This window comes from Sulfurirhabdus autotrophica (genome assembly GCF_004346685.1).
Classification (GTDB): domain Bacteria; phylum Pseudomonadota; class Gammaproteobacteria; order Burkholderiales; family SMCO01; genus Sulfurirhabdus; species Sulfurirhabdus autotrophica.
The window spans coordinates 1-21,174 of the sequence record NZ_SMCO01000022.1 but is presented as its reverse complement, the minus strand read 5'-3'; the positions used below and the strand labels follow the sequence as shown (position 1 = coordinate 21,174).

The window sequence follows — 21,174 nt, the reverse complement described above, 5'->3', positions numbered from 1 at the left end:
AGAAGTGAATGGAGGAAATCCAGACCAAAAAAAACCCCGGTATCCGGGGCTTTTTCTATTCACAAAGAAGTTAAGCTTTGCGATTCTTACGGGCCAAGCCTGCAGCCAGCAAACCAATACCAAACAAACCTAGTACGGTAGGCTCAGGAACCCGGTTTGTAATCCGGCTATCATTGTCCGTGTCCTGCACAAAAGCAAAATCCCCACGCAACCCATCTGTAAAATCAACGGTGACAACATGCCACAAATCACCAACAGGTGCGGCACCAGTCAGCGCCACCTGATCGGAAAAAGTGACTAATGCATTGATTGTGCTATCCGTAAATGATAAATCATGGCCATTTGCCGAACCATTTGTCCCAGGAGCTGGTAGTGAACGGTCAAATACAGTAAAACCAGTATTGCCATTCAGAATCAGTTGCGTAATCGCACCCAATTGCGCAGTAGGGCTAAACACAAAATTCCATAATCCAGCAAAGGAGTCACCCGTTAAAGAAAGTCCCCAGCCGGAACCTGTTACACCACCTGAAGTAGGGCCAGTGTCAGCCCATGATACGGTCTGAGTAAGTCCACCAGAAAAGGTTGCAGTAACCTGCATGCCATCCATCATTGCGCCATCAGTAGAAAACCCTGTAAGACTAGGAATAGTGCTAGTTGTTGTAGCATCAGCAGCATAGGTCACTAATGCGTGCGCAGGAGTTGCAGTAAGTGCGTAAACTGAAAAAAGACTTAAGGCCAATTTAGAAATTTTATTGAGTTTCATGATGTACTCCAGTTGAATAATGTAATGACAAATATAAATATAGCTCTTTACGTTAAAGCTAAGCACATTTCATGCCACAAATAACAAAGTAATAATAATCAATGTGTTACAAATTCATGCATTATTTTTGCAGTTTTTTTAACTGATTTTTGTAAAATATTTCGACAAAATCCAAGTTAATGCTACATAAAATCACTTCATCTATATTATTCAAATTGCAATGCTCGCTAATTATCAATAAATTAAATCCCTTTATGTGTTTTTTTAAAACATGTAAAGAATACCGACATAAATTTCCATATATAGACGACACTACCATTGCATTAATGAGTAAATGATAAAATTTTCAGCACACATTTTTCCTAAGCGCTGCATAAACAGTACAATACAACCCTTAACATTCACTCAAACCTATTATGCTGAGCTACCGTCACGCTTTTCACGCTGGCAACCATGCTGACGTATTAAAACATTTTGTTGAACTACAACTGCTGAACTATCTGAATCAGAAGGACAAACCTTACTGGATGATAGATACCCATGCCGGAGCAGGCATGTACGCATTGGACGAAGGCTATGCCGTTAAAAATGCCGAATTTATGAGTGGCATTGCACGATTGATGGCCCGAGATGACTTGCCACCGCCCTTAGCTGAATATGTGTCATTGGTACAGGGGTTAAACCCACATGGAGGACTCAAGCTATATCCCGGTTCTCCCTGGATAGCCATGCAAGCTCTACGTACGCAAGATCAGTTGCGCTTGTTTGAGCTACATCCGACGGATAACAAATTACTATGTGACAATTTCAGTAATGCAGGCCGTAAAGTCAAAATTGAAGCCACAGATGGCTTTGCCGGTCTCAAAGCATTGTTACCACCCGCGCCACGCCGGGCTTTTATCTTGATTGACCCACCTTATGAAGAAAAACAGGATTACCAGCGCGTCCCTGCTGCATTAAAAGACGCGCTCATACGCTTCGAAACTGGTATTTATGCGGTCTGGTATCCTTTATTGCAACGCCATGAATCGCAGCACTTTGCTGAAAATCTCAAACGACTATCTCCTAAAAGCTGGTTACACGTCAGCCTGACCGTTAATTCCCCATCTACTGATGGTTTCGGCATGCATGGTAGCGGCATGTTCGTCATTAATCCACCATGGACGTTGAAAAGCACACTGAAAACGGTAATGCCCTATCTTGTTGATGTACTGGGGCAGGATATGACTGCGACTTTTAAACTTGAGTCACAAGAAGCGTAATCGCCAAATAAATCCTTTAATTCAACCATAGCTTGGCCTGCATCAGCTAAATTTTTTCTTTCCTCGCCCTTCTCCTCGCCGTTGAAGTGGTTCATCTATCTCCGGCGTATTATCTACTTCTATTTCACGCCATTCACCTGGTTTCAAACCCTGAATCGTCCACTCCCCCACTGAATACCGAATCAAGCGTAATGTTGGCAATCCAGCTTTTGCTGTCATCCGCCTGATTTGTCGATTTTTACCTTCAATAATCACTATTTCCAGCCATGTATCTGGTATATTTTTGCGCTCTCTAATAGGTGGATTCCGCGGCCATAAGCCTTGCGGTTCATCAATAATATTTGCGATAGCAGGCTGCGTTACGAAATCCCCTAAATCCATCCGTTCCCGCAAGGGTCTTAACGCTGCATCATTCGGCGCCCCTTCAACTTGCACCAGATAAGTCTTCGGCTGTTTATGGCGCGGATGAGAAATACGGTGTTGTAAAGCACCGTCATCGGTTAAAATAAGCAGGCCTTCGCTGTCAGTATCCAACCTGCCTGCTGCATAGACACCTGGCATTTTCAGGTAATCTTTTAAGGTAGGATGTTTGTTGTCAGGTGTAAACTGGCAAATGACACCATAGGGCTTATTAAATAAAATTAAGCGTGACATAACCAACTCGAGAATAGACAGGATTAACTAGGTTAACAGGATTCCAAAACAAGTAGAACCATGTTAATCCCGTCCGTTTTTAATCTAGGAGCAACAATGGCTTACAAACATATCAAAGTGCCGGCAAATGGTGAGAAAATTACTGTGAACAGTGATTTCACACTATCAGTTCCCAATTGCCCTGTCATCCCATTCATTGAAGGCGATGGAATCGGCGTAGATGTCACTCCCGTTATGCGTAAAGTGGTGGATGCCGCAGTCGCAAAAGCCTATGACAGCAAGAAAAGTATTGCCTGGATGGAAGTATATGCCGGCGAAAAGTCCGTCAAAGTCTATGGCGACGATACATGGCTACCTGAAGAAACAGTTGAAGCTGTTCGTGAATATGGCGTTTCAATTAAAGGTCCGCTTACTACACCCACATCCGGTGGCATGCGCTCATTGAACGTAGCACTGCGCCAGATGCTGGATTTATACGTCTGTCTACGCCCGGTGCGTTATTTTAAAGGTGTTCCCAGCCCGGTTAAAGAACCAGAAAAAGTAGATATGGTGATCTTCCGTGAAAACACAGAAGATATTTATGCGGGTGTGGAGTGGGAAGCAGGCTCCCCAGAAGTAAAGAAACTGATTGAATTCCTGCAGAAAGAAATGGGTGTGACCAAAATCCGCTTCCCGGAAACTTCCGCTATCGGCATTAAGCCTGTTTCCGTTGAGGGCAGCGAACGTCTGATCCGCAGAGCCATCCAGTATGCCATTGACAACAATCGACGCTCCGTTACTTTGGTTCACAAAGGTAACATCATGAAATTCACCGAAGGGGGGTTCAAGAAATGGGGTTACGAACTTGCTAAACGAGAATTTGGCGGAGTAGAAATTGACGGTGGCCCATGGGTAAAGTTACCCAATGGAATTGTGATTAAAGATGTGATTGCTGATGCCTTTCTGCAGCAAATTTTATTGCGCCCAGCCGAGTATGATGTGATCGCAACGCTAAATCTGAATGGTGATTATGTATCTGATGCACTTGCAGCAGAAGTAGGGGGAATCGGCATTGCGCCTGGTGCCAACTTGTCAAACGATGTTGCCATGTTTGAAGCGACCCACGGTACAGCACCCAAATATGCGGGAAAGGACTATGTAAATCCGGGTTCGATTATTCTGTCTGCTGAAATGATGCTGCGACACCTGGGTTGGCTGGAAGCAGCGGATTTAATCGTTAAAGGCATGGATGGTGCCATAGCCGCAAAGACCGTTACCTATGATTTTGCACGTCTAATGGAAGGCGCTACTGAAATATCTTGTTCAGCATTTGGACAAGCCATGATAGACAACATGTAAGAGCAAACACAGGCACTAACGGCATATTGTGTCGCTATTGCCAACACATTCAATGCTCTTCCGGCCCCATATACTCCATACGGAAAGGATGTGCCTGAGGAATTTTAACACCCTTATCACGTAGCAACGCAATTAGCTCATCAGCCAGAGGCCCCAGATCTGCCCGCTGCTTTTCCAATCCTTGAAGCAGAAGAGCTGCCTCGCTCGTGGGCACACTCACGCTCACATGTGCTTTATCTAATTCTTTGATATCCATTTATCGTCCTCTTCCTAAAAGAACGACCTATTCCTAACTGGAATGGCGTTCAAGCGGCTCCCAAGGATGTGGCGGTTGACGAAAAATATTCACTGCATCAAACCTTGCCTCATTGATCAGATAGCCAAAATTAAGTACCGCAGTTTGCGCATCTTCTGCATGCTGGATAATCTGTCTTGCCAGTGTTTTTCCTTCTGACTGGGTCAACTCGATAACAAGACTCCCATTCTCTTCCTGATGAATTTTCATAGCACATACCTTGTTAGGATTAGTAATACAGAGCATCAGCCACCAACACACAAAAATGTATTAGCCATAAATGTACTTTAGCATCAGGTATGAAAATTACCAGATGAAAATCAATGTTTTTGAATAAATAAACTGAAGGGTGAATCTGAGGGGTAAAACTGGAGGGATAATCTGAAGCCGGGCGGGTAAACCGCCCGGCTCAGGATGTTTACACAGCCTGAATATTGGAAGCTTGTTTGCCTTTTGGACCTTGAGTCACATCAAAGCTCACTTTCTGGCCTTCCTTAAGGGTCTTGAAACCACCCATATTAATTGCTGAGAAATGTGCAAAAAGATCTTCACTGCCATCATCAGGTGTAATAAAACCAAAACCTTTAGAATCATTGAACCACTTAACTGTACCTGTTGCCATTGTGTTGCCACTCCTAAAAACTCGGGCGCGCGCCCGTAAAAACTGTTTGAGTTCCAAGACCGCAAAAATAATGGCAAAACCAGAACAGCGGAAAAACTTGTATCAAACACCCATTAGCTTTTTACTACTTATTTATCAAACCAGTCAAGCATTTTTCTAATATTTTTTATTTATTTGGCAAGAACCCTTGAAAAATTCGCCATATCGCTCAAAATAACAACAAGTATCCTTTTTTATCGAGACAATCAGTAGTATGGCAACTAAACATCATGAAAACACAATTCTAGAATCTCGCGAGAGTAAAATTAAACCGCCACCTATGTTCAAGGTGCTATTGTTGAATGACGATTACACGCCAATGGATTTCGTGGTGCTGGTGTTACAAACTTTTTTTTCACTGGCCCGTGAACAAGCAACGCAAATAATGCTCAAAGTACATAGGGACGGTGCAGGTGTATGCGGAGTCTTTCCAAAAGACATTGCTGCGAGTAAAGTAGAACAAGTACTGGGATTTGCCCGACAGAATCAACATCCGCTGCAATGCGTGATGGAGGAAACGTAAGATGATTGCACAAGAACTTGAAGTAAGTTTACACATGGCGTTTATGGAAGCACGTCAGCGCCGACACGAATTTATTACTGTTGAGCATCTGCTATTAGCCATGCTGGACAACCCTTCGGCTGCCGAAGTGTTACGCGCATGCGCAGCAAACCTGGATGATATGCGCAAGTCTCTGACTGATTTTGTCACTGAGCATACGCCCACCGTTGCCGGTACAGATGAAGTAGACACTCAGCCGACCCTGGGTTTTCAGCGCGTGATCCAGCGCGCCATATTGCACGTACAGTCTTCCGGCAAAAAAGAAGTGACTGGCGCGAATGTGCTGGTAGCCATTTTTGGTGAAAAAGACTCCCACGCAGTTTACTTCCTGCAACAGCAAGGCATTGCGCGACTGGATGTCGTGAACTTTATTTCTCATGGTGTCAGCAAAGTCCCCCAAGGCCCGATAGCACGCCCTGATTCTGAACAGGAAGTGGAGCAGGAAGCAGCACCAGCTACCGCTCTTGAAAACTACACCATGAACCTCAATACCCAGGCGCTGGCGGGGAAAATTGACCCGCTGATTGGTCGCGCTCACGAACTGGAGCGCGTCGTACAGACGCTGTGCCGCCGCCGTAAAAACAATCCTCTGCTGGTCGGCGAGGCAGGTGTCGGTAAAACTGCCATTGCCGAAGGATTGGCAAGACGCATTGTCGATGATGATATACCTGAAATTTTGAAGGGTAGTGTTGTATACGCATTGGATATGGGTGCCCTGCTTGCCGGCACAAAGTACCGTGGCGATTTTGAACAACGCCTGAAAGCGGTTTTGAAACAGCTATACGACAATCCCAATGCAATTTTGTTTATTGATGAAATTCACACATTGATTGGTGCTGGCGCTGCCTCTGGCGGAACGCTGGACGCGTCCAATTTGCTTAAGCCGGCGCTTTCATCCGGTCTGCTCAAATGCATTGGCGCAACCACCTATCAGGAATACAGAGGGATTTTCGAGAAAGATCACGCTTTGTCACGTCGCTTCCAGAAAATTGATGTGCCAGAACCTAGCATTCAGGAAACCATTGCGATTCTACGCGGACTGAAATCCCGTTTTGAAGCCCATCACAATGTAAAATACACAGCGTCTGCCCTCACTACTGCAGCAGAACTTTCAGCACGCTACATCAATGATCGCCATCTTCCGGATAAAGCCATAGATGTCATCGACGAAGCAGGTGCGGCACAGCGCATTCTGCCAAAATCGAAGCAGCGCAAAACCATCACAAAACATGAAATAGAGGAAATCGTCGCAAAAATCGCACGTATTCCGCCCCAAAACGTTTCCAGCGATGACCGTGATGCACTAAAAAATCTGGATCGCGATCTCAAAGCTGTGGTTTATGGTCAGGATAAGTCCATTGATGCGCTTTCATCAGCCATTAAGATGTCTCGCAGCGGGTTGGGTAATCCACAAAAACCGATTGGATCTTTTCTCTTCTCCGGCCCAACTGGTGTAGGTAAAACCGAAGTTGCCAGACAACTTGCCTATGCACTCGGAATCGAGCTAATTCGTTTTGACATGTCGGAATACATGGAACGCCATGCTGTTTCCCGCATGATTGGTGCCCCTCCCGGTTATGTCGGATTTGATCAGGGCGGACTACTCACCGAAGCCATCACCAAGCATCCCTACGCCGTGCTGTTACTGGATGAAATTGAAAAAGCGCATCCGGATATTTACAATGTGCTTTTACAGGTGATGGATCACGGTACGTTGACTGATAATAATGGCCGAAAAGCAGATTTTCGTAATGTGATTATTATCATGACCACCAATGCTGGCGCTGAGTCCCTGCACAAGTCCGGTATAGGCTTCACTGAGGTGAAAAAAGCCGGTGATGAACTCGCCGATATCAAGCGTATGTTCACCCCTGAGTTCCGTAACCGACTCGACGCGATTATCTCTTTCGCTTCGCTGGATAATGAAGTGATTCTGCGTGTAGTAGAGAAATTCCTGATGCAACTTGAAGAACAATTGCATGAGAAAAAAGTTGAAGTCACATTTACCGATAAGCTCAAAACCTATTTGGGCAAACACGGTTTCGATCCATTGATGGGTGCACGCCCAATGGCACGCTTGATTCAAGACACCATTAGACGCGCTCTGGCCGATGAACTGCTGTTTGGTCGTTTATCCAGCGGTGGGCACGTTACAGTCGATATGGGTGAAGATGAAAAAGTAAAACTCATCTTCGACGAGGAAACCGAAGAGGTAGCCTGATCAGGTAATATCTGGCAGTTCGTCAAAACAACGACTGCCAGATATTTTTTTAATCTTTACGAGCAGGGCAGGAATTAATACCCAAAATCATGTAAAGAGGACACCACCCCATCAAGGCGGTTACAAGTGGGACAATGCCAATCAAACCAAACCAGCGTTGACTTCCTTCCAGAATAAAAATTAGACTCAGCAATCCAAGCCCAACAATAATTCTGAGCACTTTATCTATACTTCCGACATTCACTTTCATATAACCTCTCCATATTGAGTTAATTAACTAGGTACACACTTTTATAATCAGCTTAGCTGGTATAAATTCAATTTTCTATAAAGCGTTCGCTCACTGATTCCTAAAATATCTGCGACTGTTCGCCTGTGGCCATTATGCTGCACCAGCAAATCTGCAATATACTGCGCCTCAACTTGCGTCATTGAAGGCGAGGCTTCGCCTTCTCTGGTGTAAGAAACCGCGTCTGTCAGCAGTTTATCCTTAGGTACTACATTAAACTCTTTAAGTAAAATATGTTCTGGGCCAATAATACCGTTTGCACTTAGCGCTGCTGCCTTCAATAAGATGTTTCTCAGCTCGCGTATATTCCCTGGATAACTATATGCCTGAAGCAGTGTTATCGCTTCAGCAGTCAGTCTGTAACGCATACCCGCCCCCACATTTCGAGAAAGTATTGTTTCAGCCAAGGCTGGAATATCAGACTGACGCTCGCGTAATGGTGGTAAATTAATATCAATCCCTGAAATCCGGTAATAAAGATCCAGCCTGAAGCGCCCCATATCCACCATTTCAAGTAAATTACGATTCGTGGCTGAAACAATTCTCACATCTGCTTTGAGCAACTCTCTCCCACCTACGCGCCTGAACTCCCCTGTTTCCAGCACTCTCAGCAGCTTAGCCTGCATTGCCAGAGGGACTTCCCCGATTTCATCAAGAAACAGCGTTCCCCTGTCTGCCAATTCAAACAACCCTTGTTTGCGCCCTATGCAACCGGTAAATGCACCACGTTCATGACCAAACAACTCACTCTCGAAGAGAGATTCCGTAATAGCGGCACAATCAACAGCCAGAAAAGCCTTGCCGTTTCGAGAAGAGCGCTTGTGCACATACTGCGCAGCAAGTTCTTTGCCTACCCCGCTCTCCCCGTACAGCAATACAGAAGCTTCAGACTCGGCTGCGCTTGTCAGGTTATCAACGCAATTCAGAAAAGCGGGAGAGCGACCGATCATTCGCATTTCTTCGCAATCCACCCCTTCTGAACAATCTAGTGGAAAAACAGTCTCGCCGAGATATAAAGTGCCGTCAGCACTCCTGATCGGATACCCCTTAAGCCTCACGCGTTCAGGCCGATTCATCTGGTCAAAGTGTACATGAACGGCCTGACAGGGTTGACCAGTTGCAAATACCTGCTGGTGGGGGCAATGCTCACCATTTTTATGGCAAGGGACATCCGAATGATGGGAGACTTCATGGCACAATCGGCCTACGGACTGCTCAGGCGTCAAACCATAAGCCATGCTGTAAGCCTGGTTCGCCGCAACAATTTGATAGTTCGCATCAATCAGCACAAAAGGGTTCTCTTGAACGTCAATCAGCGACTGCAACTCAATAGTAATATTTTTATCGTCAGCCATTCAAAAACCTGTCAATTTGTCATGCCACAAGTCATAACAAACGATAACACTCACTCAGAATATATATACGTATTAAATTTTATCATATATATTCAATTAGTTAAAAAATCCAATCAATGTAACAAAATATCACATTCAATCTGACATAAAAATGCCAATTCGTCATGTCATCATGGCATAAAAAGATATATAACTCCAGTTAAATCGAGCAGAAATTTTAATAAAATACATATAATCAATCTATTAGACATTATGGCAAGCTTATTGCTTGTATATTTTTAAAGGCATTTTATTTACCCATCGACCGAACCAAAAAAGGGGGCACCATGGATTTAATGGAAGCAATCAAGGCACATGTGGCTTGGAAGGTCCGGCTGGAAAGGTATGTGAGCGGTGACCGATCAGAAAACCTTGACCCAACCATTATCTGCCAGGACGATCAGTGCATGCTGGGCAAATGGATATATGGCGAAGGGAAAACGTACGAAGCCTTGCCCAATTTTTCAGAAATGAAGAATGACCACGCAGCATTTCACCAATGTGCTGCCGATATTGTACAAAAATGTGACGATGGAAATATTCCTGAGGCTGAAGCCCTGCTTCAGAAAGACTATAACCGCATCTCACAACGCGTAAAAAACTCATTAGCTAAGCTGGGCATTCACTTAATTCAAGAAAAATAGCAATTTATTAGAGCTATATTTATTTTAACCAGTTCAACACTATCAACTAAAAGAGGAATTATAAAATGGCACATATCGTCATTATGGGTGCAGGCATCGGTGGCATGCCTATGGCTTATGAAATGCAAGAGCAGCTTCGCGCCGCAGACTCTGTCACCGTCATTTCAGACAATCCCAATTTTCATTTTGTCCCTTCCAATCCATGGGTGGCCGTAAACTGGCGTACAAGAGAAGATATTGAGTTTCCAATCGCCCCCTACTATGACAGAAAGAATATTAAATTTGTACCCTCAGCAGCAAAACGCGTACACCCTGAAAACAATCAGGTCGAACTGGCTAACGGAGAAAAAATCAGTTACGACTTCCTTATTATAGCTACCGGCCCAAAATTGGCATTTGATGAAGTTGAAGGTCTCGGCCCAGACGGCAACACCCAATCCATTTGCCATGTCAATCATGCTGTAAAGGCAGGGGAAGCATGGAATGAGTTTGTTAAAACCCCAGGCCCAATCGTGGTGGGTGCAGTGCAAGGCGCCTCTTGTTACGGGCCGGCCTATGAATTTGCTTTCATCATGGACACCGATTTGCGCAGACGCAAAATACGCGACAAAGTCCCAATGACCTTCATTACAGCTGAACCCTATATTGGCCACTTGGGACTGGGTGGCGTAGGCGATTCAAAAGGCTTGCTGGAGGCCGCCATGCGCGACCGCCACATTAAATGGATTACCAATGCCAAGACAACCAAAATCGAAGCCGGAAAAATGTTTGTGACGGAATTCGATGACAGCGGCAATGAAAAGAAGCAACATGAACTCCCCTTCAACTATGGCATGATGCTTCCTGCTTTCAAGGGCATCGATGCGGTATTCGGTATTGAAGGCCTCACCAACCCGCGGGGCTTTATTCTGATCGATCCCTTTCAACGCAATCCAAAATATCAAAACATCTACGCAGTAGGCGTATGCGTCGCTATTCCGCCAGTAGAAGTGACTACCGTACCGACCGGCGCCCCTAAAACCGGGTACATGATTGAAACCATGGTGCATGCCACGGCACTGAATATCAGGGCAGTGCTAGATGGCAGAGAACCAGACCAAAAAGCCACATGGAATGCGATCTGCCTTGCTGATTTTGGTGACACAGGGGCTGCTTTCGTGGCATTACCGCAAATACCACCGCGTAACGTGAACTGGTTCAAAGAAGGGAAATGGGTACATCTGGCCAAGATTGCATTTGAAAAATATTTCATTCGAAAAATGAAAAAAGGCACAACAGAACCCTTGTATGAAAAATACGTATTAAGCGCACTGGGTATTAAAAAATTGAAAGATTAGACACCTCCCCCTTGGCCAGGCAATCTTCAGCCTGGCATTTTTTTTATTTTTTTCATGGGGTTAATAAAAAACAACCTGAATTTTTAATTCACCTAGAAATAATTTTCAAATTGTTGTCAACCACACATAACAATCGCGCGTTATTCGAACCGACACGACAAAATTGTGTCTGGATGTTTGAGACAAATCAATTTTTATTTAAGGAACTAAAATGAGCAAATTACTATCCGCTTTGATCGCTGCAGCTTTTGCTGCTGTTACTTTCTCCGCTGTTGCTGCTGATGCTATGGCTCCTGCTGCAGAACCAGCTGCTGCTTCTGCTGACGCTGCTGCTCCTGCTGCTAAGCCAGCTAAGAAAGCTGCTAAAAAGCACAAGAAAGCTAAAAAACACGCTAAGAAAGCAGCTGCTCCTGCTGCTGATGCAGCTCCTGCTGCTGAAGCTGCTCCTGCTGCCAAGTAATACTTGCCTTAGTTGCATAAAAAAGCAGGACTTAGTCCTGCTTTTTTTATTCCCGTTGTTCCAGCATTATTTACCTGCATATCCCGGTCAGCAGTACAATACCCTCTTTACGACTCTCATCTAGAATAATCACGAACTATGCACGAATGGAGCGACCTCTTTAAAACGACCATTGGCTTACTTGCCATCGTCAACCCGATTGGCGGCATTCCCATTTTCATTAGCGCCACCCGTGGCTGGACAAATCAGGAGCGCGCAAGAACCGCCAGAACGGTGGCTATCACGGTTTTCAGCGTTCTATTTGTTTCACTATTCCTGGGTGAACGCATACTGGATTTTTTCAGCATCAGCATATCTTCGTTTCTGGTTGGAGGGGGTATTCTCATTTTATTGCTGGCAATTTCCATGTTGCAAGCGAAGGATAGCTTAATCCGGCAAACACCTGAAGAAGCAGAAGAGGCTGCTGAAAAGCAGGCTGTGGGGGTAGTTCCGCTCGGCATTCCACTGCTGGCAGGGCCAGGCGCCATCAGTAGTGTCATTATTGCGGCACATCACGTTAAAAGTGGTTTTATTGGCCACACTAAATTAATTCTCCCCATCTTGCTGATCTCACTGCTGGTATGGGGAATTTTTCTGCTTTCCGTGCGGATTACCAATAAATTTGGTACAACAGGCATCAATATTGTCACTCGCTTGATGGGACTGATTCTGGCCGCAATGGCAGTAGAATTTATTGCAAAAGGGCTGGGAGAACTTTTCCCAAAATTGATCTAGCCTGTACAATGCGCTTTTTCACTAGAAAAGCATTATGATCTGGAAGCCAAATGTCACGGTTGCTGCTGTCATCGAGAATGATGGCCAGTTTCTGATGGTTGAAGAAAACACTTCGGAAGGTATTCAGTTCAACCAGCCAGCTGGTCATTTGGAACCAAACGAATCCCTGTTAAATGCTGCGATCCGGGAAACACTTGAAGAAACTGCCTACCATTTCAAACCGGAATCTTTGTTAGGTATTTACCGTTGGACGCACCCACGCAAAGGGGTCACTTACCTTCGCTTTGCATTTATCGGCAGCGTTACCCAACATGAAGCTGACAGAGTACTGGACAAGGGAATAATCCGGGCCGCCTGGCTGCCTCTGGATGAAATCCGGGGCATGACAGCGCAGTTTCGCAGCCCGCTGGTGCTTAATTGCATAGAAGATTACCTAGCTGGAAAACGTTACTCCCTGGACATTTTGACTCATTACGAATAATTTCATGCGGTTGCCTTTCATTTTTCTTTTTGTTTTACTCTTTAGCACGCCAGTTGTAGCCGAAGACATTTATATTTGTTATAACTACAGTTGTGCCGTTCAGGAGAAAGTTTCGTTCTCAAAATCACAACTAAATCACATTAAAGCACTTTTCGCTAAGCTACCTGACGCACCATCAGAAAGGAACGCCATTAGCAAAGCCATAGGCCTGCTGGAAAGTTTTGCAGGGGAGCAAACCCCGACATTTCAGGATAAAGGCGGCAATATAAATGATGATGGCGTTGACGGCAGGATGGATTGCATTGATCATTCAACCAATACAACCAGCTATCTGCTATTAATGCAAAAAATCGGATTATTGAAATTCCATCAAGTACTCTCCCCTGTCAAGCGCGCGCCATGGCTCGTAAATGAACATTGGGCCGCACAGATTGAAGAAAAAAAAGATCAACATAAATTTGTAGTCGATTCCTGGTTTTTTGATAATGGCCAGCCTGCGGCAATTTTCGACCTTAACGACTGGATGCAGGGAGCATCACCCAATGTCTAAAAAACGCATCGTTGTCGGCATGTCTGGTGGCGTAGATTCGGCTGTTGCAGCCTTGTTGCTGAAGCAGCAAGGGCATGATGTTGTCGGGCTGTTCATGAAAAACTGGGAAGATGACGATACTGATGAGTACTGCCCGGTAAAGCAGGATTTCATGGATGTGCTGGCCGTCTCGGAAAAAATCGGTATTGATGTTGAAGCCGTTAATTTTGCCAAAGAATACAAAGACCGTGTTTTCAGTTATTTTTTAAGTGAATATCAGGCGGGTCGCACACCCAATCCCGACGTTCTGTGCAACTCCGAGATCAAATTCAAGGCTTTTCTGGAACATGCCCTCAGTCTGGGTGCCGACTGTATAGCCACTGGTCATTACGCGCGCGTACAAGAAAAAGAGGGTTTATTTCAGCTTCTCAAAGCGGAGGATGGTACCAAAGATCAGAGCTATTTTCTGTATCGCCTCAATCAGGCCCAACTCTCCAAATCATTATTCCCGCTTGGCAATATCTACAAGCGTGACGTGCGCGTGATTGCAGAACAGGCTGGACTCCCCAATTTCGCAAAGAAAGACAGCACGGGTATCTGCTTCATTGGCGAACGTCCATTTCGGGAGTTTCTGAGCCAGTATTTGCCGAAAGAACCGGGAGAAATGCAGACGCCGGAAGGCAAGGTCGTGGGCAAGCATGAGGGTTTGATGTATTACACCATAGGCCAAAGGCAGGGTTTAGGCATTGGCGGTCAAGGAGAACCCTGGTTCGTGGGTGGTAAAGATATGGACCGCAACATACTGATTGTGGTTCAAGGGCATGACCATCCAATGCTCTATAAAAGTTCGCTTAAAGCGCAGGATTTAAACTGGATTAGCGGAAAGCTGCCGCACCCCAAATGGGTATATGGTGCTAAAACCCGTTATCGTCAGGCAGATGCACCTTGCTGCATTTCCCAGGTAGATAGTGCAATCTGTGACATGGCATTTGCACAACCGCAATGGGCAGTAACGCCGGGGCAATCAGTGGTGATCTACGAAAGTGAAGTATGTTTGGGAGGCGGGATAATTCTGTAGTAAGCCAGGACTAAACTTCATTTACAGCAAATTACTCAAGTTTAATCCTGTGCTTTAACTGCATTAAGCTACCGGCAAGGTATCTTTAAAAGCCGGTTTTCCTGCCAGTTTTTCTGCCAGCTTTTCCAGATTAGGGTGGGCTTCTCGCCATTTAATTTCCGGGAATCTGAAATCCAGATAACCTAACGCGCACCCGACAACCACATCAGCTAGAGAGTAAAACTCCCCGAAGCACCAATTCTTTTCACCCAGTTCTTCTGACATCGCTTCCAGGCCGCGAAAAATCTTCTGCTCTTGGCGTACTAACCAGTCAGCATTTTGCTGCACTTCAGGCCGCTTTTTTTCCAGAAAAATAGTCGCAGCTGCGTCGCAAATACCATCTGCAAGGGCTTCCCAGCGTTTCACGCTGGTGCGTGGACGGGCATCTTCCGGTATCAGGCGACTTACAGGAGTCAGTGTGTCCAGATACTCTACGATGACGCGCGAATCAAATAACGTAGACCCATCATCCATTACCAGAACCGGCACTTTCCCCAAGGGGTTAAATTCAGGCACCTGGGTATCTGGTGTCCATGGAATGTCGACCATCAACTCACATTCAATACGTTTTTCAGCCAATACAATACGGACTTTGCGTACAAATGGGCTGGAAAGGGAGCCGATTAATTTCATAGTGTTTCTCTAACTCAATTAAATAAAATTTACTCGCGAGGGCAAGACAATATCATATACACTGCAAACCCGCATGAATTTTTTTGCAGTAAAATCAAGCCTGCACGACAGAAATTACTTTCCCCGTGCGGATATACTGCCCCATTCGATCAAAATTCAGATAACGATAGATATTATCCGCCAAAGGCGCAATCTTGTCCTGCACAATCGCCAAATACTCTTCCACGCTTGGGATACGACCCAATTTGGCGCATACGGCCGCCAATTCTGCGGAACCCAGATAAACATTTGCGTTCTTGCCCATACGATTATCAAAATTACGCGTACTGGTAGAAAACACCGTCGCGCCATCTTCAACCCGAGCCTGATTGCCCATACACAGGGAGCATCCGGGCACTTCAGTTCGCGCGCCTGCTCGGCCAAATATGGCGTAGATACCTTCTTCGCGCAGTTCTGCTTCATCCATACGGGTAGGCGGCGCAATCCATAACCGCGTGGGGATCAAACCAGCATCTTCCAGCACTTTACCGGCTGCACGGTAATGACCTATATTGGTCATACAGCTGCCAATGAACACTTCATCAATCTTGTCACCCACCACGGCTGAAAGCGGCTTGATATCATCTGGATCATTAGGGCAGGCAACCAGTGGCTCTTTGATTTCGTTCAAATCAATTTCCAGCACGTAAGCGTATTCCGCATCGGCATCCGGTTCCAGCAAGTCCGGTTTATCCAGCCAGGCTTTCATGGCATCAATACGTCTCTGCAATGTGCGTGGATCAGCGTAGCCTTTGTCGATCAGATGTTCCAGAAGCACGATGTTAGAATTCAAATACTCGATAATCGGCTCTTTGTTTAACCGTACCGTACAACCGTTTGCAGAACGCTCAGCTGAGGCATCAGAAAACTCAAATGCCTGCTCTACCTTCAGGTTCGGCAATCCTTCGATTTCGAGAATGCGGCCATTGAATACATTCTTTTTACCCTGTTTTCCGGTTGTCAGTTCGCCTTTCTGTATTGCCGCATAGGGAATGGCGTTAACCAGATCACGCAGTGTAATCCCTGGTTGCATCTCACCTTTGAAGCGCACCAGTACAGATTCAGCCATATCCAGCGGCATCACACCCATTGCTGCGGCAAATGCCACCAGGCCGGATCCTGCCGGAAAAGAAATACCAATAGGGAAACGGGTATGAGAGTCGCCACCGGTTCCAACGGTGTCAGGCAGCAGCATACGATTCAGCCAGGAATGTATCACGCCATCACCCGGTTTTAACGATACGCCACCCCGTGAGGAAATGAAGTCAGGCAATTCGTGTTGCAAGGTAATGTCCACTGGCTTGGGATAAGCGGCTGTGTGACAGAAACTCTGCATCACCAGGTCAGCTGAAAAACCCAGACAAGCCAGTTCTTTCAATTCATCACGGGTCATAGCGCCGGTTGTGTCTTGCGATCCCACTGTTGCCATTTTTGGCTCACAGTAAGTGCCTGGGCGCACTCCTTGAACTCCGCAAGCACGTCCGACCATTTTTTGCGCCAGCGTAAAACCTTTACCCGTATCTTTTGGCATAGCCGGCTGAATAAACAAATCAGAAACCGGCATATCCAACGCTTCGCGCGCTCTTGCTGTCAGGCCTCGGCCGATTATAAGAGGAATACGCCCACCTGCACGGATTTCGTCCGGCAGTGTCTCAGGTTCCATCTTGAATGTACTGATTACCTTACCAGTCGCATCATGGACTTCACCCTTGAATGGATAAATGGTTACCTCATCCCCTGTATTCATAGCAGATACATCACACTGAATAGGCAAAGCGCCGGAATCTTCAGCCGTGTTAAAAAATATAGGTGCAATTTTGGTACCCAGCACAATTCCGCCGGTACGCTTGCCAGGTACATGAGGAATATCCTGCCCCATATACCACTGCACCGAGTTAATGGCTGATTTGCGTGAAGAGCCAGTACCCACCACATCACCTACATAAGCTAAAGGCAATCCTTTTTCCTTGAGCTTTTCAATGGTCTGCAAGCCATCCGGTATTTTGCTGACCAGCATGGCTTTAGCGTGCAGGGGAATGTCTGGCCTGGACCAGGCTTCCTGTGCAGGGGAAAGGTCATCTGTATTGGTTTCACCAGGGACTTTGAAAACCACGGTTTGAATGGATTCTGCCAGAGCCGGTTTACGGGTAAACCATTCCGCATTCGCCCAGGATTGCATGAGCTCTTTGGCGTGTACATTTCCCGCCTTCATTTTTTCATCTACATCATGAAATGCGTCAAATACCAGAGCGGTGTGGGACAGTGCCTGAACAGCATCCGGGGCCAAAGTCGCATCATCCAGCAATTCAACCAGTGTGGCCACATTGTAGCCACCGAGCATTGTACCCAGCACTTCAACTGCATGTTGCTTGCACACTAAGGGAGATTCGGCATTGCCTTTAGCGATATCCACCAGAAACGCTGCTTTTACATAGGCGGCCTGATCAACACCTGGCGGCACTCTGTTTTCCAGTAAATCAAGCAGGAAATCCCCCTCGCCAGCAGGAGGATTCTTTACGAGTTCTACGAGCGCAGCGGTTTGTTCTGCGTTCAGTGGCAAGGGTGGCAGCCCTAGAGCAGCGCGTTCAGCAACATGGGCACGGTAAGCTTCTAGCATGTCGAAATCTCAAATTATTCGAAAACGTCAATTATAGCATCATGACAAACAGGATTTGCTTATACAACGCCTTTAAGAATTTTTATATCTGCTTAAACGCTTTTTATTCATAAATAAATATTATTTCTTGTAAAAGTCATACGTATGTATTATTCTGAATTATCACCTCGCTGGAGCCACCACCATGAAACACCAGGAAGGACAGCAAGCCATTGATTTTCAGGTTAAGGATATCTACGGCACCCCTATCAGCCTTGCTGATTACGCTGGCAGGAAGTTGATGATTTCCTTTTATCGCTACGCATCTTGCCCTTTGTGCAACCTCAGAGTGCATGAATTAATCCAGCGTTTCCCAGCTTTTGAAGCCAAGGGATTATCCATGCTGGCCTTTTTTCAATCGCCAGCTGAGCGCATTCGAGAATATGTCGGTAAGCAAGACGCCCCTTTTCCCATCATTGCAGATCCTTCCCATGCGGTTTATCAGCGATACGGCGTCACCTCTTCCTGGCTGGGGTTTGGAAAGGCTTTTGCATTGAAACTCCCCATGGTATTTCACGCTGTGATTGGAGAAGGTTTTTGGCCTGGTAAAATGGATGGCGACAAGGCAACGCTCCCGGCAGACTTTCTCATCACCCCCGAACAAACCATATATCGCGCATTTTATGGTTCAGATATCGGCGACCACCTCCCTATCGAGGAAATATATTCGTTTCTTGAAATTGAACCTTCATTTTTACAATCAGAAAATATGGGTGCGTGGTGATGAATATGAATACCTTTACTGAAACCTTGAATGGAACACTTTATGGCGTCATGAGCTGGGTGCAATGGGAGACATTGCAGGCCACCATGCTCAAAAACCGCAAAGATGGCTGGTATGTATATTACGTGGGAGAGAAAATCCCCGTTCACAAACAATCCAATGAAGGCTTTGCGCACATACTTGGTGAGATCAACCAATTGTTGAGACGAGACCATGACGAAAGCTATCTGGGCATTATTTATACAGATCACTTCGACGCACCAACCCTGATAGAAATCTACGACCCAAACAATCTGGGTGCATACTGCGGTTCAAGCGGCAAGGTCATTCCGCCTGGGTGGATAATCAGCAAAATGCCCCCGGAAGTAGTTATCGCACCACAAATCATCCCGCAAGGCAGGAAACGCTGGTGGAAGAACTTGCTTCCCCATCCTGGCAGCACTACTCATTCACCAACCTGAAAATCAGCTTTTCCCAACCCACCAACAAGGAGAAACATCATGAATGCACCTGTCCTGCAAATGCCTATCCAGAATGAAATCGCCCAACATCAGCTGGATTCCATCATCAACGCCCGACTAGACGAGTTACTGCCTCAGAAATTAGCGGAAATTGCTGCTAACAAAACGCCCAGCATGGCCATTATCGTGACAAAAGGAACGCTGGATTGGGCCTACCCGCCATTTATTCTGGCGTCCACAGCCGCAGCACTGGGTTGGGAAGTTTCACTGTTTTTTACATTTTATGGGCTGGAGTTACTCAAACGCGACCTTTCCTCACTGAAAATTAGCCCCTTGGGCAACCCCGCCATGCCCATGAAAATGCCGGTTGGGCCACAATGGTTCAGAGGCATCGAATGGAATATACCCAATCTGGTTCAGGCAGCCATACCCGGATATGAAAATCTGGCTACCAGCCTAATGAAAAAAACCATCAAAAACGTAGGCGTCGCAGATGTCGAAGAGTTGCGGCAGTTTTGCCTGGAGGCCGATGTCATAATGGTGGCATGCCAGATGACAGTCGATCTTTTTGGTTATGATCAAGAGGTATTTATCCCCGAAGTAAAAGATTACATCGGTGCCGCCTCATTCCTCCCCATTGCCCAGACGTCTGACGTCAGTCTGTTTATCTAAACCCCCCCACTCCCGCACACATTTCCGGGAGTTTTTTATCACAACAGGAATGAAGTATGAACAAAATACTGGTAACCGGCGCTAACGGTTTTGTAGGCAGTCATATTCTCGCTGCACTGCAGCAACACAATGTAGAAGTGGTTGCGGCCTGTCGTGACAAAAACAAAATACCATCATGGTTTACCGGCGAAGTGCGCACGGGAGATTTACGTAATCCCGCTTATATCCAATCGTTGTTACAAGATGTGGATACAGTCTGCCATGCTGCCGCATGGACCTCATTATGGGGGCACGCAGAACATTCAAAAGATTTATATCTCAAACCGTCTCTTGCCCTTATGAATGCCTGTATCAAACAGGGTATATCTCGGTTTATATTCATCAGCACCACCAGTGCAGCTGCGCCTGACGACTCCCACGATGCCAATTCACCTGGAAAACCTCGCGCATTCTGGCCGCACCTCAACTCGGTCATCGCCATTGAAAATGCCATGCGTCAGAACGCGAACGGACCAACCACCATGGTCAACCTGCGCTGCGGGTTATTTGCCGGAGAACACTATGGACTGGGATTATTCCCCATTTTGCTGCCCAGACTCAAAACCCATCTGGTACCGTGGGTAGCAGGTGGCAGTACCAGCATGCCCATCATAGATGGAGAAGACATCGGCCAGGCGTTTGCCTTAGCCGCCATCAATCCAGCCCTCAAAGGTTATGAAAGCTTTAATATTGTGGGGCCAGAAATCCCAACCACAAAACAAGTCATACACTTCTTGCATACCGAATACGGTTATCCAGAACCCCACTTCAGCGTACCTTTTCCCATCGCCTACGCCTTTGCATGGCTGATGGAAAAACTAGACCCTGTCGTACCCTGGGAGCCTCTGGTTACCCGATCCATTATTCATTTACTGGAAGAAACTGGAGTTTCAAACAAATCAGCCCAAATGCGACTAGGCTATCAAGCAAAAGTGCATTGGAAGGATGCCATTCGGAAGCAACTCAAGGAAATGCAAATTCGGGAAAAAGGAAATATGAGGATGGCCCGACCGCTACCAGAGATGTTATGAACAGGAGTGCTTTTTACCAGATAGATAGCCTGCTATATGTACAAAGGGTCTTAGGAAGTTAAAGCGGGTTTAGTCTCAACAATTTGAGTAGTCCAAGGTAAAGATTATCACGACGATGATTAAAGCGATATTCAGTTT

At 46.0% G+C, this 21,174-nt stretch carries 24 protein-coding genes and 1 pseudogene; 15 read left to right on the top strand and 10 right to left on the bottom strand.

What is annotated here, in order from left to right; all coding sequences use genetic code 11:
* Positions 1–70: 70 nt before the first annotated feature.
* Positions 71–763: a PEP-CTERM sorting domain-containing protein gene (locus EDC63_RS15675; RefSeq protein WP_124948223.1), complete on the bottom strand. Its 693-nt coding sequence runs from the start codon at positions 761–763 to the stop codon at positions 71–73.
* A gap of 416 nt (positions 764–1,179) precedes the next feature.
* On the opposite strand from EDC63_RS15675, the gene EDC63_RS15670 reads away from it, so the two are divergent.
* Entirely contained in the window at positions 1,180–2,025 is an 846-nt protein-coding gene (locus EDC63_RS15670; RefSeq protein WP_124948222.1) for a 23S rRNA (adenine(2030)-N(6))-methyltransferase RlmJ, read from the top strand.
* A 42-nt stretch (positions 2,026–2,067) separates the two neighbouring features.
* On the opposite strand, the gene EDC63_RS15665 is transcribed toward EDC63_RS15670, so the two are convergent.
* Positions 2,068–2,679 carry a pseudouridine synthase gene (locus tag EDC63_RS15665; RefSeq protein WP_124948221.1) on the bottom strand — a complete coding sequence of 204 codons (612 nt, stop codon included), beginning with the start codon at positions 2,677–2,679 and terminating at the stop codon, positions 2,068–2,070.
* A gap of 96 nt (positions 2,680–2,775) precedes the next feature.
* On the opposite strand from EDC63_RS15665, the gene icd reads away from it, so the two are divergent.
* Positions 2,776–4,017, top strand: a complete 1,242-nt coding sequence (gene icd / locus EDC63_RS15660) for an NADP-dependent isocitrate dehydrogenase (protein ID WP_124948220.1) — start codon at positions 2,776–2,778, stop codon at positions 4,015–4,017.
* A gap of 49 nt (positions 4,018–4,066) precedes the next feature.
* On the opposite strand, the gene EDC63_RS15655 is transcribed toward icd, so the two are convergent.
* The 3 genes from EDC63_RS15655 to cspE all read right to left on the bottom strand — a co-directional run bounded on the left by EDC63_RS15655 (position 4,067) and on the right by cspE (position 4,934).
* Positions 4,067–4,273: a hypothetical protein gene (locus tag EDC63_RS15655; protein ID WP_124948219.1), complete on the bottom strand. Its 207-nt coding sequence runs from the start codon at positions 4,271–4,273 to the stop codon at positions 4,067–4,069.
* Positions 4,274–4,306: 33 nt separating this feature from the next.
* Positions 4,307–4,522 (bottom strand): hypothetical protein, encoded by a 216-nt coding sequence (locus EDC63_RS15650; protein ID WP_124948218.1) that lies wholly within the window; start codon positions 4,520–4,522, stop codon positions 4,307–4,309.
* A gap of 208 nt (positions 4,523–4,730) precedes the next feature.
* Positions 4,731–4,934 carry a transcription antiterminator/RNA stability regulator CspE gene (cspE, locus tag EDC63_RS15645; RefSeq protein ID WP_124948217.1) on the bottom strand — a complete coding sequence of 68 codons (204 nt, stop codon included), beginning with the start codon at positions 4,932–4,934 and terminating at the stop codon, positions 4,731–4,733.
* A gap of 253 nt (positions 4,935–5,187) precedes the next feature.
* On the opposite strand from cspE, the gene clpS reads away from it, so the two are divergent.
* The gene (gene clpS, locus EDC63_RS15640) at positions 5,188–5,496 is read left to right on the top strand and encodes an ATP-dependent Clp protease adapter ClpS (protein ID WP_124948216.1); all 309 of its coding nucleotides are present in this window, start codon (positions 5,188–5,190) and stop codon (positions 5,494–5,496) included.
* Between the two features lies 1 nt (position 5,497).
* Positions 5,498–7,756 carry an ATP-dependent Clp protease ATP-binding subunit ClpA gene (clpA, locus tag EDC63_RS15635; protein ID WP_124948215.1) on the top strand — a complete coding sequence of 753 codons (2,259 nt, stop codon included), beginning with the start codon at positions 5,498–5,500 and terminating at the stop codon, positions 7,754–7,756.
* A gap of 49 nt (positions 7,757–7,805) precedes the next feature.
* Here clpA and EDC63_RS15630 read toward each other — a convergent pair whose 3' ends face one another.
* Positions 7,806–8,006: a YgaP family membrane protein gene (locus EDC63_RS15630; RefSeq protein WP_124948214.1), complete on the bottom strand. Its 201-nt coding sequence runs from the start codon at positions 8,004–8,006 to the stop codon at positions 7,806–7,808.
* Between the two features lie 47 nt (positions 8,007–8,053).
* The gene (locus EDC63_RS15625) at positions 8,054–9,400 is read right to left on the bottom strand and encodes a sigma-54 interaction domain-containing protein (RefSeq protein ID WP_124948213.1); all 1,347 of its coding nucleotides are present in this window, start codon (positions 9,398–9,400) and stop codon (positions 8,054–8,056) included.
* 326 nt (positions 9,401–9,726) lie between these two features.
* Between EDC63_RS15625 and EDC63_RS15620 the strand changes: the two genes are divergently transcribed.
* The 7 genes from EDC63_RS15620 to mnmA all read left to right on the top strand — a co-directional run bounded on the left by EDC63_RS15620 (position 9,727) and on the right by mnmA (position 14,742).
* Positions 9,727–10,083: a CZB domain-containing protein gene (locus tag EDC63_RS15620; RefSeq protein ID WP_124948212.1), complete on the top strand. Its 357-nt coding sequence runs from the start codon at positions 9,727–9,729 to the stop codon at positions 10,081–10,083.
* A 65-nt stretch (positions 10,084–10,148) separates the two neighbouring features.
* Positions 10,149–11,420, top strand: coding sequence for an NAD(P)/FAD-dependent oxidoreductase (locus EDC63_RS15615; RefSeq protein ID WP_124948211.1), 1,272 nt, complete (start codon positions 10,149–10,151; stop codon positions 11,418–11,420).
* Positions 11,421–11,631: 211 nt separating this feature from the next.
* A complete protein-coding gene (locus tag EDC63_RS15610) occupies positions 11,632–11,880 on the top strand; it encodes a hypothetical protein (protein ID WP_124948210.1) in 249 nt (82 codons plus the stop codon).
* A gap of 138 nt (positions 11,881–12,018) precedes the next feature.
* Positions 12,019–12,654: a MarC family protein gene (locus EDC63_RS15605; RefSeq protein WP_124948209.1), complete on the top strand. Its 636-nt coding sequence runs from the start codon at positions 12,019–12,021 to the stop codon at positions 12,652–12,654.
* A 34-nt stretch (positions 12,655–12,688) separates the two neighbouring features.
* Positions 12,689–13,135 (top strand): NUDIX hydrolase, encoded by a 447-nt coding sequence (locus EDC63_RS15600; protein ID WP_124948208.1) that lies wholly within the window; start codon positions 12,689–12,691, stop codon positions 13,133–13,135.
* A gap of 4 nt (positions 13,136–13,139) precedes the next feature.
* Positions 13,140–13,685 carry a hypothetical protein gene (locus tag EDC63_RS15595; RefSeq protein WP_124948207.1) on the top strand — a complete coding sequence of 182 codons (546 nt, stop codon included), beginning with the start codon at positions 13,140–13,142 and terminating at the stop codon, positions 13,683–13,685.
* Positions 13,678–14,742, top strand: a complete 1,065-nt coding sequence (gene mnmA / locus EDC63_RS15590) for a tRNA 2-thiouridine(34) synthase MnmA (RefSeq protein ID WP_124948206.1) — start codon at positions 13,678–13,680, stop codon at positions 14,740–14,742. Before EDC63_RS15595 ends, mnmA begins: the two co-directional genes overlap by 8 nt.
* Positions 14,743–14,805: 63 nt before the next feature.
* Here the strand turns inward: mnmA and EDC63_RS15585 are convergent, their stop codons facing one another.
* Entirely contained in the window at positions 14,806–15,414 is a 609-nt protein-coding gene (locus tag EDC63_RS15585) for a glutathione S-transferase (protein ID WP_124948205.1), read from the bottom strand.
* Positions 15,415–15,508: 94 nt separating this feature from the next.
* Positions 15,509–18,070, bottom strand: coding sequence for a bifunctional aconitate hydratase 2/2-methylisocitrate dehydratase (gene acnB / locus EDC63_RS15580; RefSeq protein ID WP_124948204.1), 2,562 nt, complete (start codon positions 18,068–18,070; stop codon positions 15,509–15,511).
* 184 nt (positions 18,071–18,254) lie between these two features.
* On the opposite strand from acnB, the gene EDC63_RS15575 reads away from it, so the two are divergent.
* The 4 genes from EDC63_RS15575 (at position 18,255) to EDC63_RS15560 (ending at position 21,036) form a co-directional block, all read left to right on the top strand.
* The gene (locus EDC63_RS15575) at positions 18,255–18,833 is read left to right on the top strand and encodes a peroxiredoxin-like family protein (RefSeq protein ID WP_124948203.1); all 579 of its coding nucleotides are present in this window, start codon (positions 18,255–18,257) and stop codon (positions 18,831–18,833) included.
* 5 nt (positions 18,834–18,838) lie between these two features.
* On the top strand, positions 18,839–19,294 hold the full coding sequence (locus EDC63_RS15570; RefSeq protein ID WP_124948202.1) for a hypothetical protein: 456 nt from the start codon (positions 18,839–18,841) through the stop codon (positions 19,292–19,294).
* 174 nt (positions 19,295–19,468) lie between these two features.
* Positions 19,469–19,966, top strand: a complete 498-nt coding sequence (gene dsrE2, locus EDC63_RS15565) for a sulfur carrier protein DsrE2 (protein WP_223248494.1) — start codon at positions 19,469–19,471, stop codon at positions 19,964–19,966.
* A gap of 56 nt (positions 19,967–20,022) precedes the next feature.
* Positions 20,023–21,036: an NAD-dependent epimerase/dehydratase family protein gene (locus EDC63_RS15560; protein ID WP_124948201.1), complete on the top strand. Its 1,014-nt coding sequence runs from the start codon at positions 20,023–20,025 to the stop codon at positions 21,034–21,036.
* A 58-nt stretch (positions 21,037–21,094) separates the two neighbouring features.
* Here the strand turns inward: EDC63_RS15560 and EDC63_RS15555 are convergent.
* Positions 21,095–21,174: pseudogene (locus EDC63_RS15555) on the bottom strand (IS1595 family transposase); the annotation flags it as partial.

Bases quoted from the DNA above. Each gene is read 5' to 3' on its own strand.
- EDC63_RS15675 (WP_124948223.1), bottom strand. From the start codon at position 763: ATGAAACTCAATAAAATTTCTAAATTGGCCTTAAGTCTTTTTTCAGTT.
- EDC63_RS15670 (WP_124948222.1), top strand. From the start codon at position 1,180: ATGCTGAGCTACCGTCACGCTTTTCACGCTGGCAACCATGCTGACGTA.
- EDC63_RS15665 (WP_124948221.1), bottom strand. From the start codon at position 2,679: ATGTCACGCTTAATTTTATTTAATAAGCCCTATGGTGTCATTTGCCAG.
- icd (WP_124948220.1), top strand. From the start codon at position 2,776: ATGGCTTACAAACATATCAAAGTGCCGGCAAATGGTGAGAAAATTACT.
- EDC63_RS15655 (WP_124948219.1), bottom strand. From the start codon at position 4,273: ATGGATATCAAAGAATTAGATAAAGCACATGTGAGCGTGAGTGTGCCC.
- EDC63_RS15650 (WP_124948218.1), bottom strand. From the start codon at position 4,522: ATGAAAATTCATCAGGAAGAGAATGGGAGTCTTGTTATCGAGTTGACC.
- cspE (WP_124948217.1), bottom strand. From the start codon at position 4,934: ATGGCAACAGGTACAGTTAAGTGGTTCAATGATTCTAAAGGTTTTGGT.
- clpS (WP_124948216.1), top strand. From the start codon at position 5,188: ATGGCAACTAAACATCATGAAAACACAATTCTAGAATCTCGCGAGAGT.
- clpA (WP_124948215.1), top strand. From the start codon at position 5,498: ATGATTGCACAAGAACTTGAAGTAAGTTTACACATGGCGTTTATGGAA.
- EDC63_RS15630 (WP_124948214.1), bottom strand. From the start codon at position 8,006: ATGAAAGTGAATGTCGGAAGTATAGATAAAGTGCTCAGAATTATTGTT.
- EDC63_RS15625 (WP_124948213.1), bottom strand. From the start codon at position 9,400: ATGGCTGACGATAAAAATATTACTATTGAGTTGCAGTCGCTGATTGAC.
- EDC63_RS15620 (WP_124948212.1), top strand. From the start codon at position 9,727: ATGGATTTAATGGAAGCAATCAAGGCACATGTGGCTTGGAAGGTCCGG.
- EDC63_RS15615 (WP_124948211.1), top strand. From the start codon at position 10,149: ATGGCACATATCGTCATTATGGGTGCAGGCATCGGTGGCATGCCTATG.
- EDC63_RS15610 (WP_124948210.1), top strand. From the start codon at position 11,632: ATGAGCAAATTACTATCCGCTTTGATCGCTGCAGCTTTTGCTGCTGTT.
- EDC63_RS15605 (WP_124948209.1), top strand. From the start codon at position 12,019: ATGCACGAATGGAGCGACCTCTTTAAAACGACCATTGGCTTACTTGCC.
- EDC63_RS15600 (WP_124948208.1), top strand. From the start codon at position 12,689: ATGATCTGGAAGCCAAATGTCACGGTTGCTGCTGTCATCGAGAATGAT.
- EDC63_RS15595 (WP_124948207.1), top strand. From the start codon at position 13,140: ATGCGGTTGCCTTTCATTTTTCTTTTTGTTTTACTCTTTAGCACGCCA.
- mnmA (WP_124948206.1), top strand. From the start codon at position 13,678: ATGTCTAAAAAACGCATCGTTGTCGGCATGTCTGGTGGCGTAGATTCG.
- EDC63_RS15585 (WP_124948205.1), bottom strand. From the start codon at position 15,414: ATGAAATTAATCGGCTCCCTTTCCAGCCCATTTGTACGCAAAGTCCGT.
- acnB (WP_124948204.1), bottom strand. From the start codon at position 18,070: ATGCTAGAAGCTTACCGTGCCCATGTTGCTGAACGCGCTGCTCTAGGG.
- EDC63_RS15575 (WP_124948203.1), top strand. From the start codon at position 18,255: ATGAAACACCAGGAAGGACAGCAAGCCATTGATTTTCAGGTTAAGGAT.
- EDC63_RS15570 (WP_124948202.1), top strand. From the start codon at position 18,839: ATGAATACCTTTACTGAAACCTTGAATGGAACACTTTATGGCGTCATG.
- dsrE2 (WP_223248494.1), top strand. From the start codon at position 19,469: ATGGCCATTATCGTGACAAAAGGAACGCTGGATTGGGCCTACCCGCCA.
- EDC63_RS15560 (WP_124948201.1), top strand. From the start codon at position 20,023: ATGAACAAAATACTGGTAACCGGCGCTAACGGTTTTGTAGGCAGTCAT.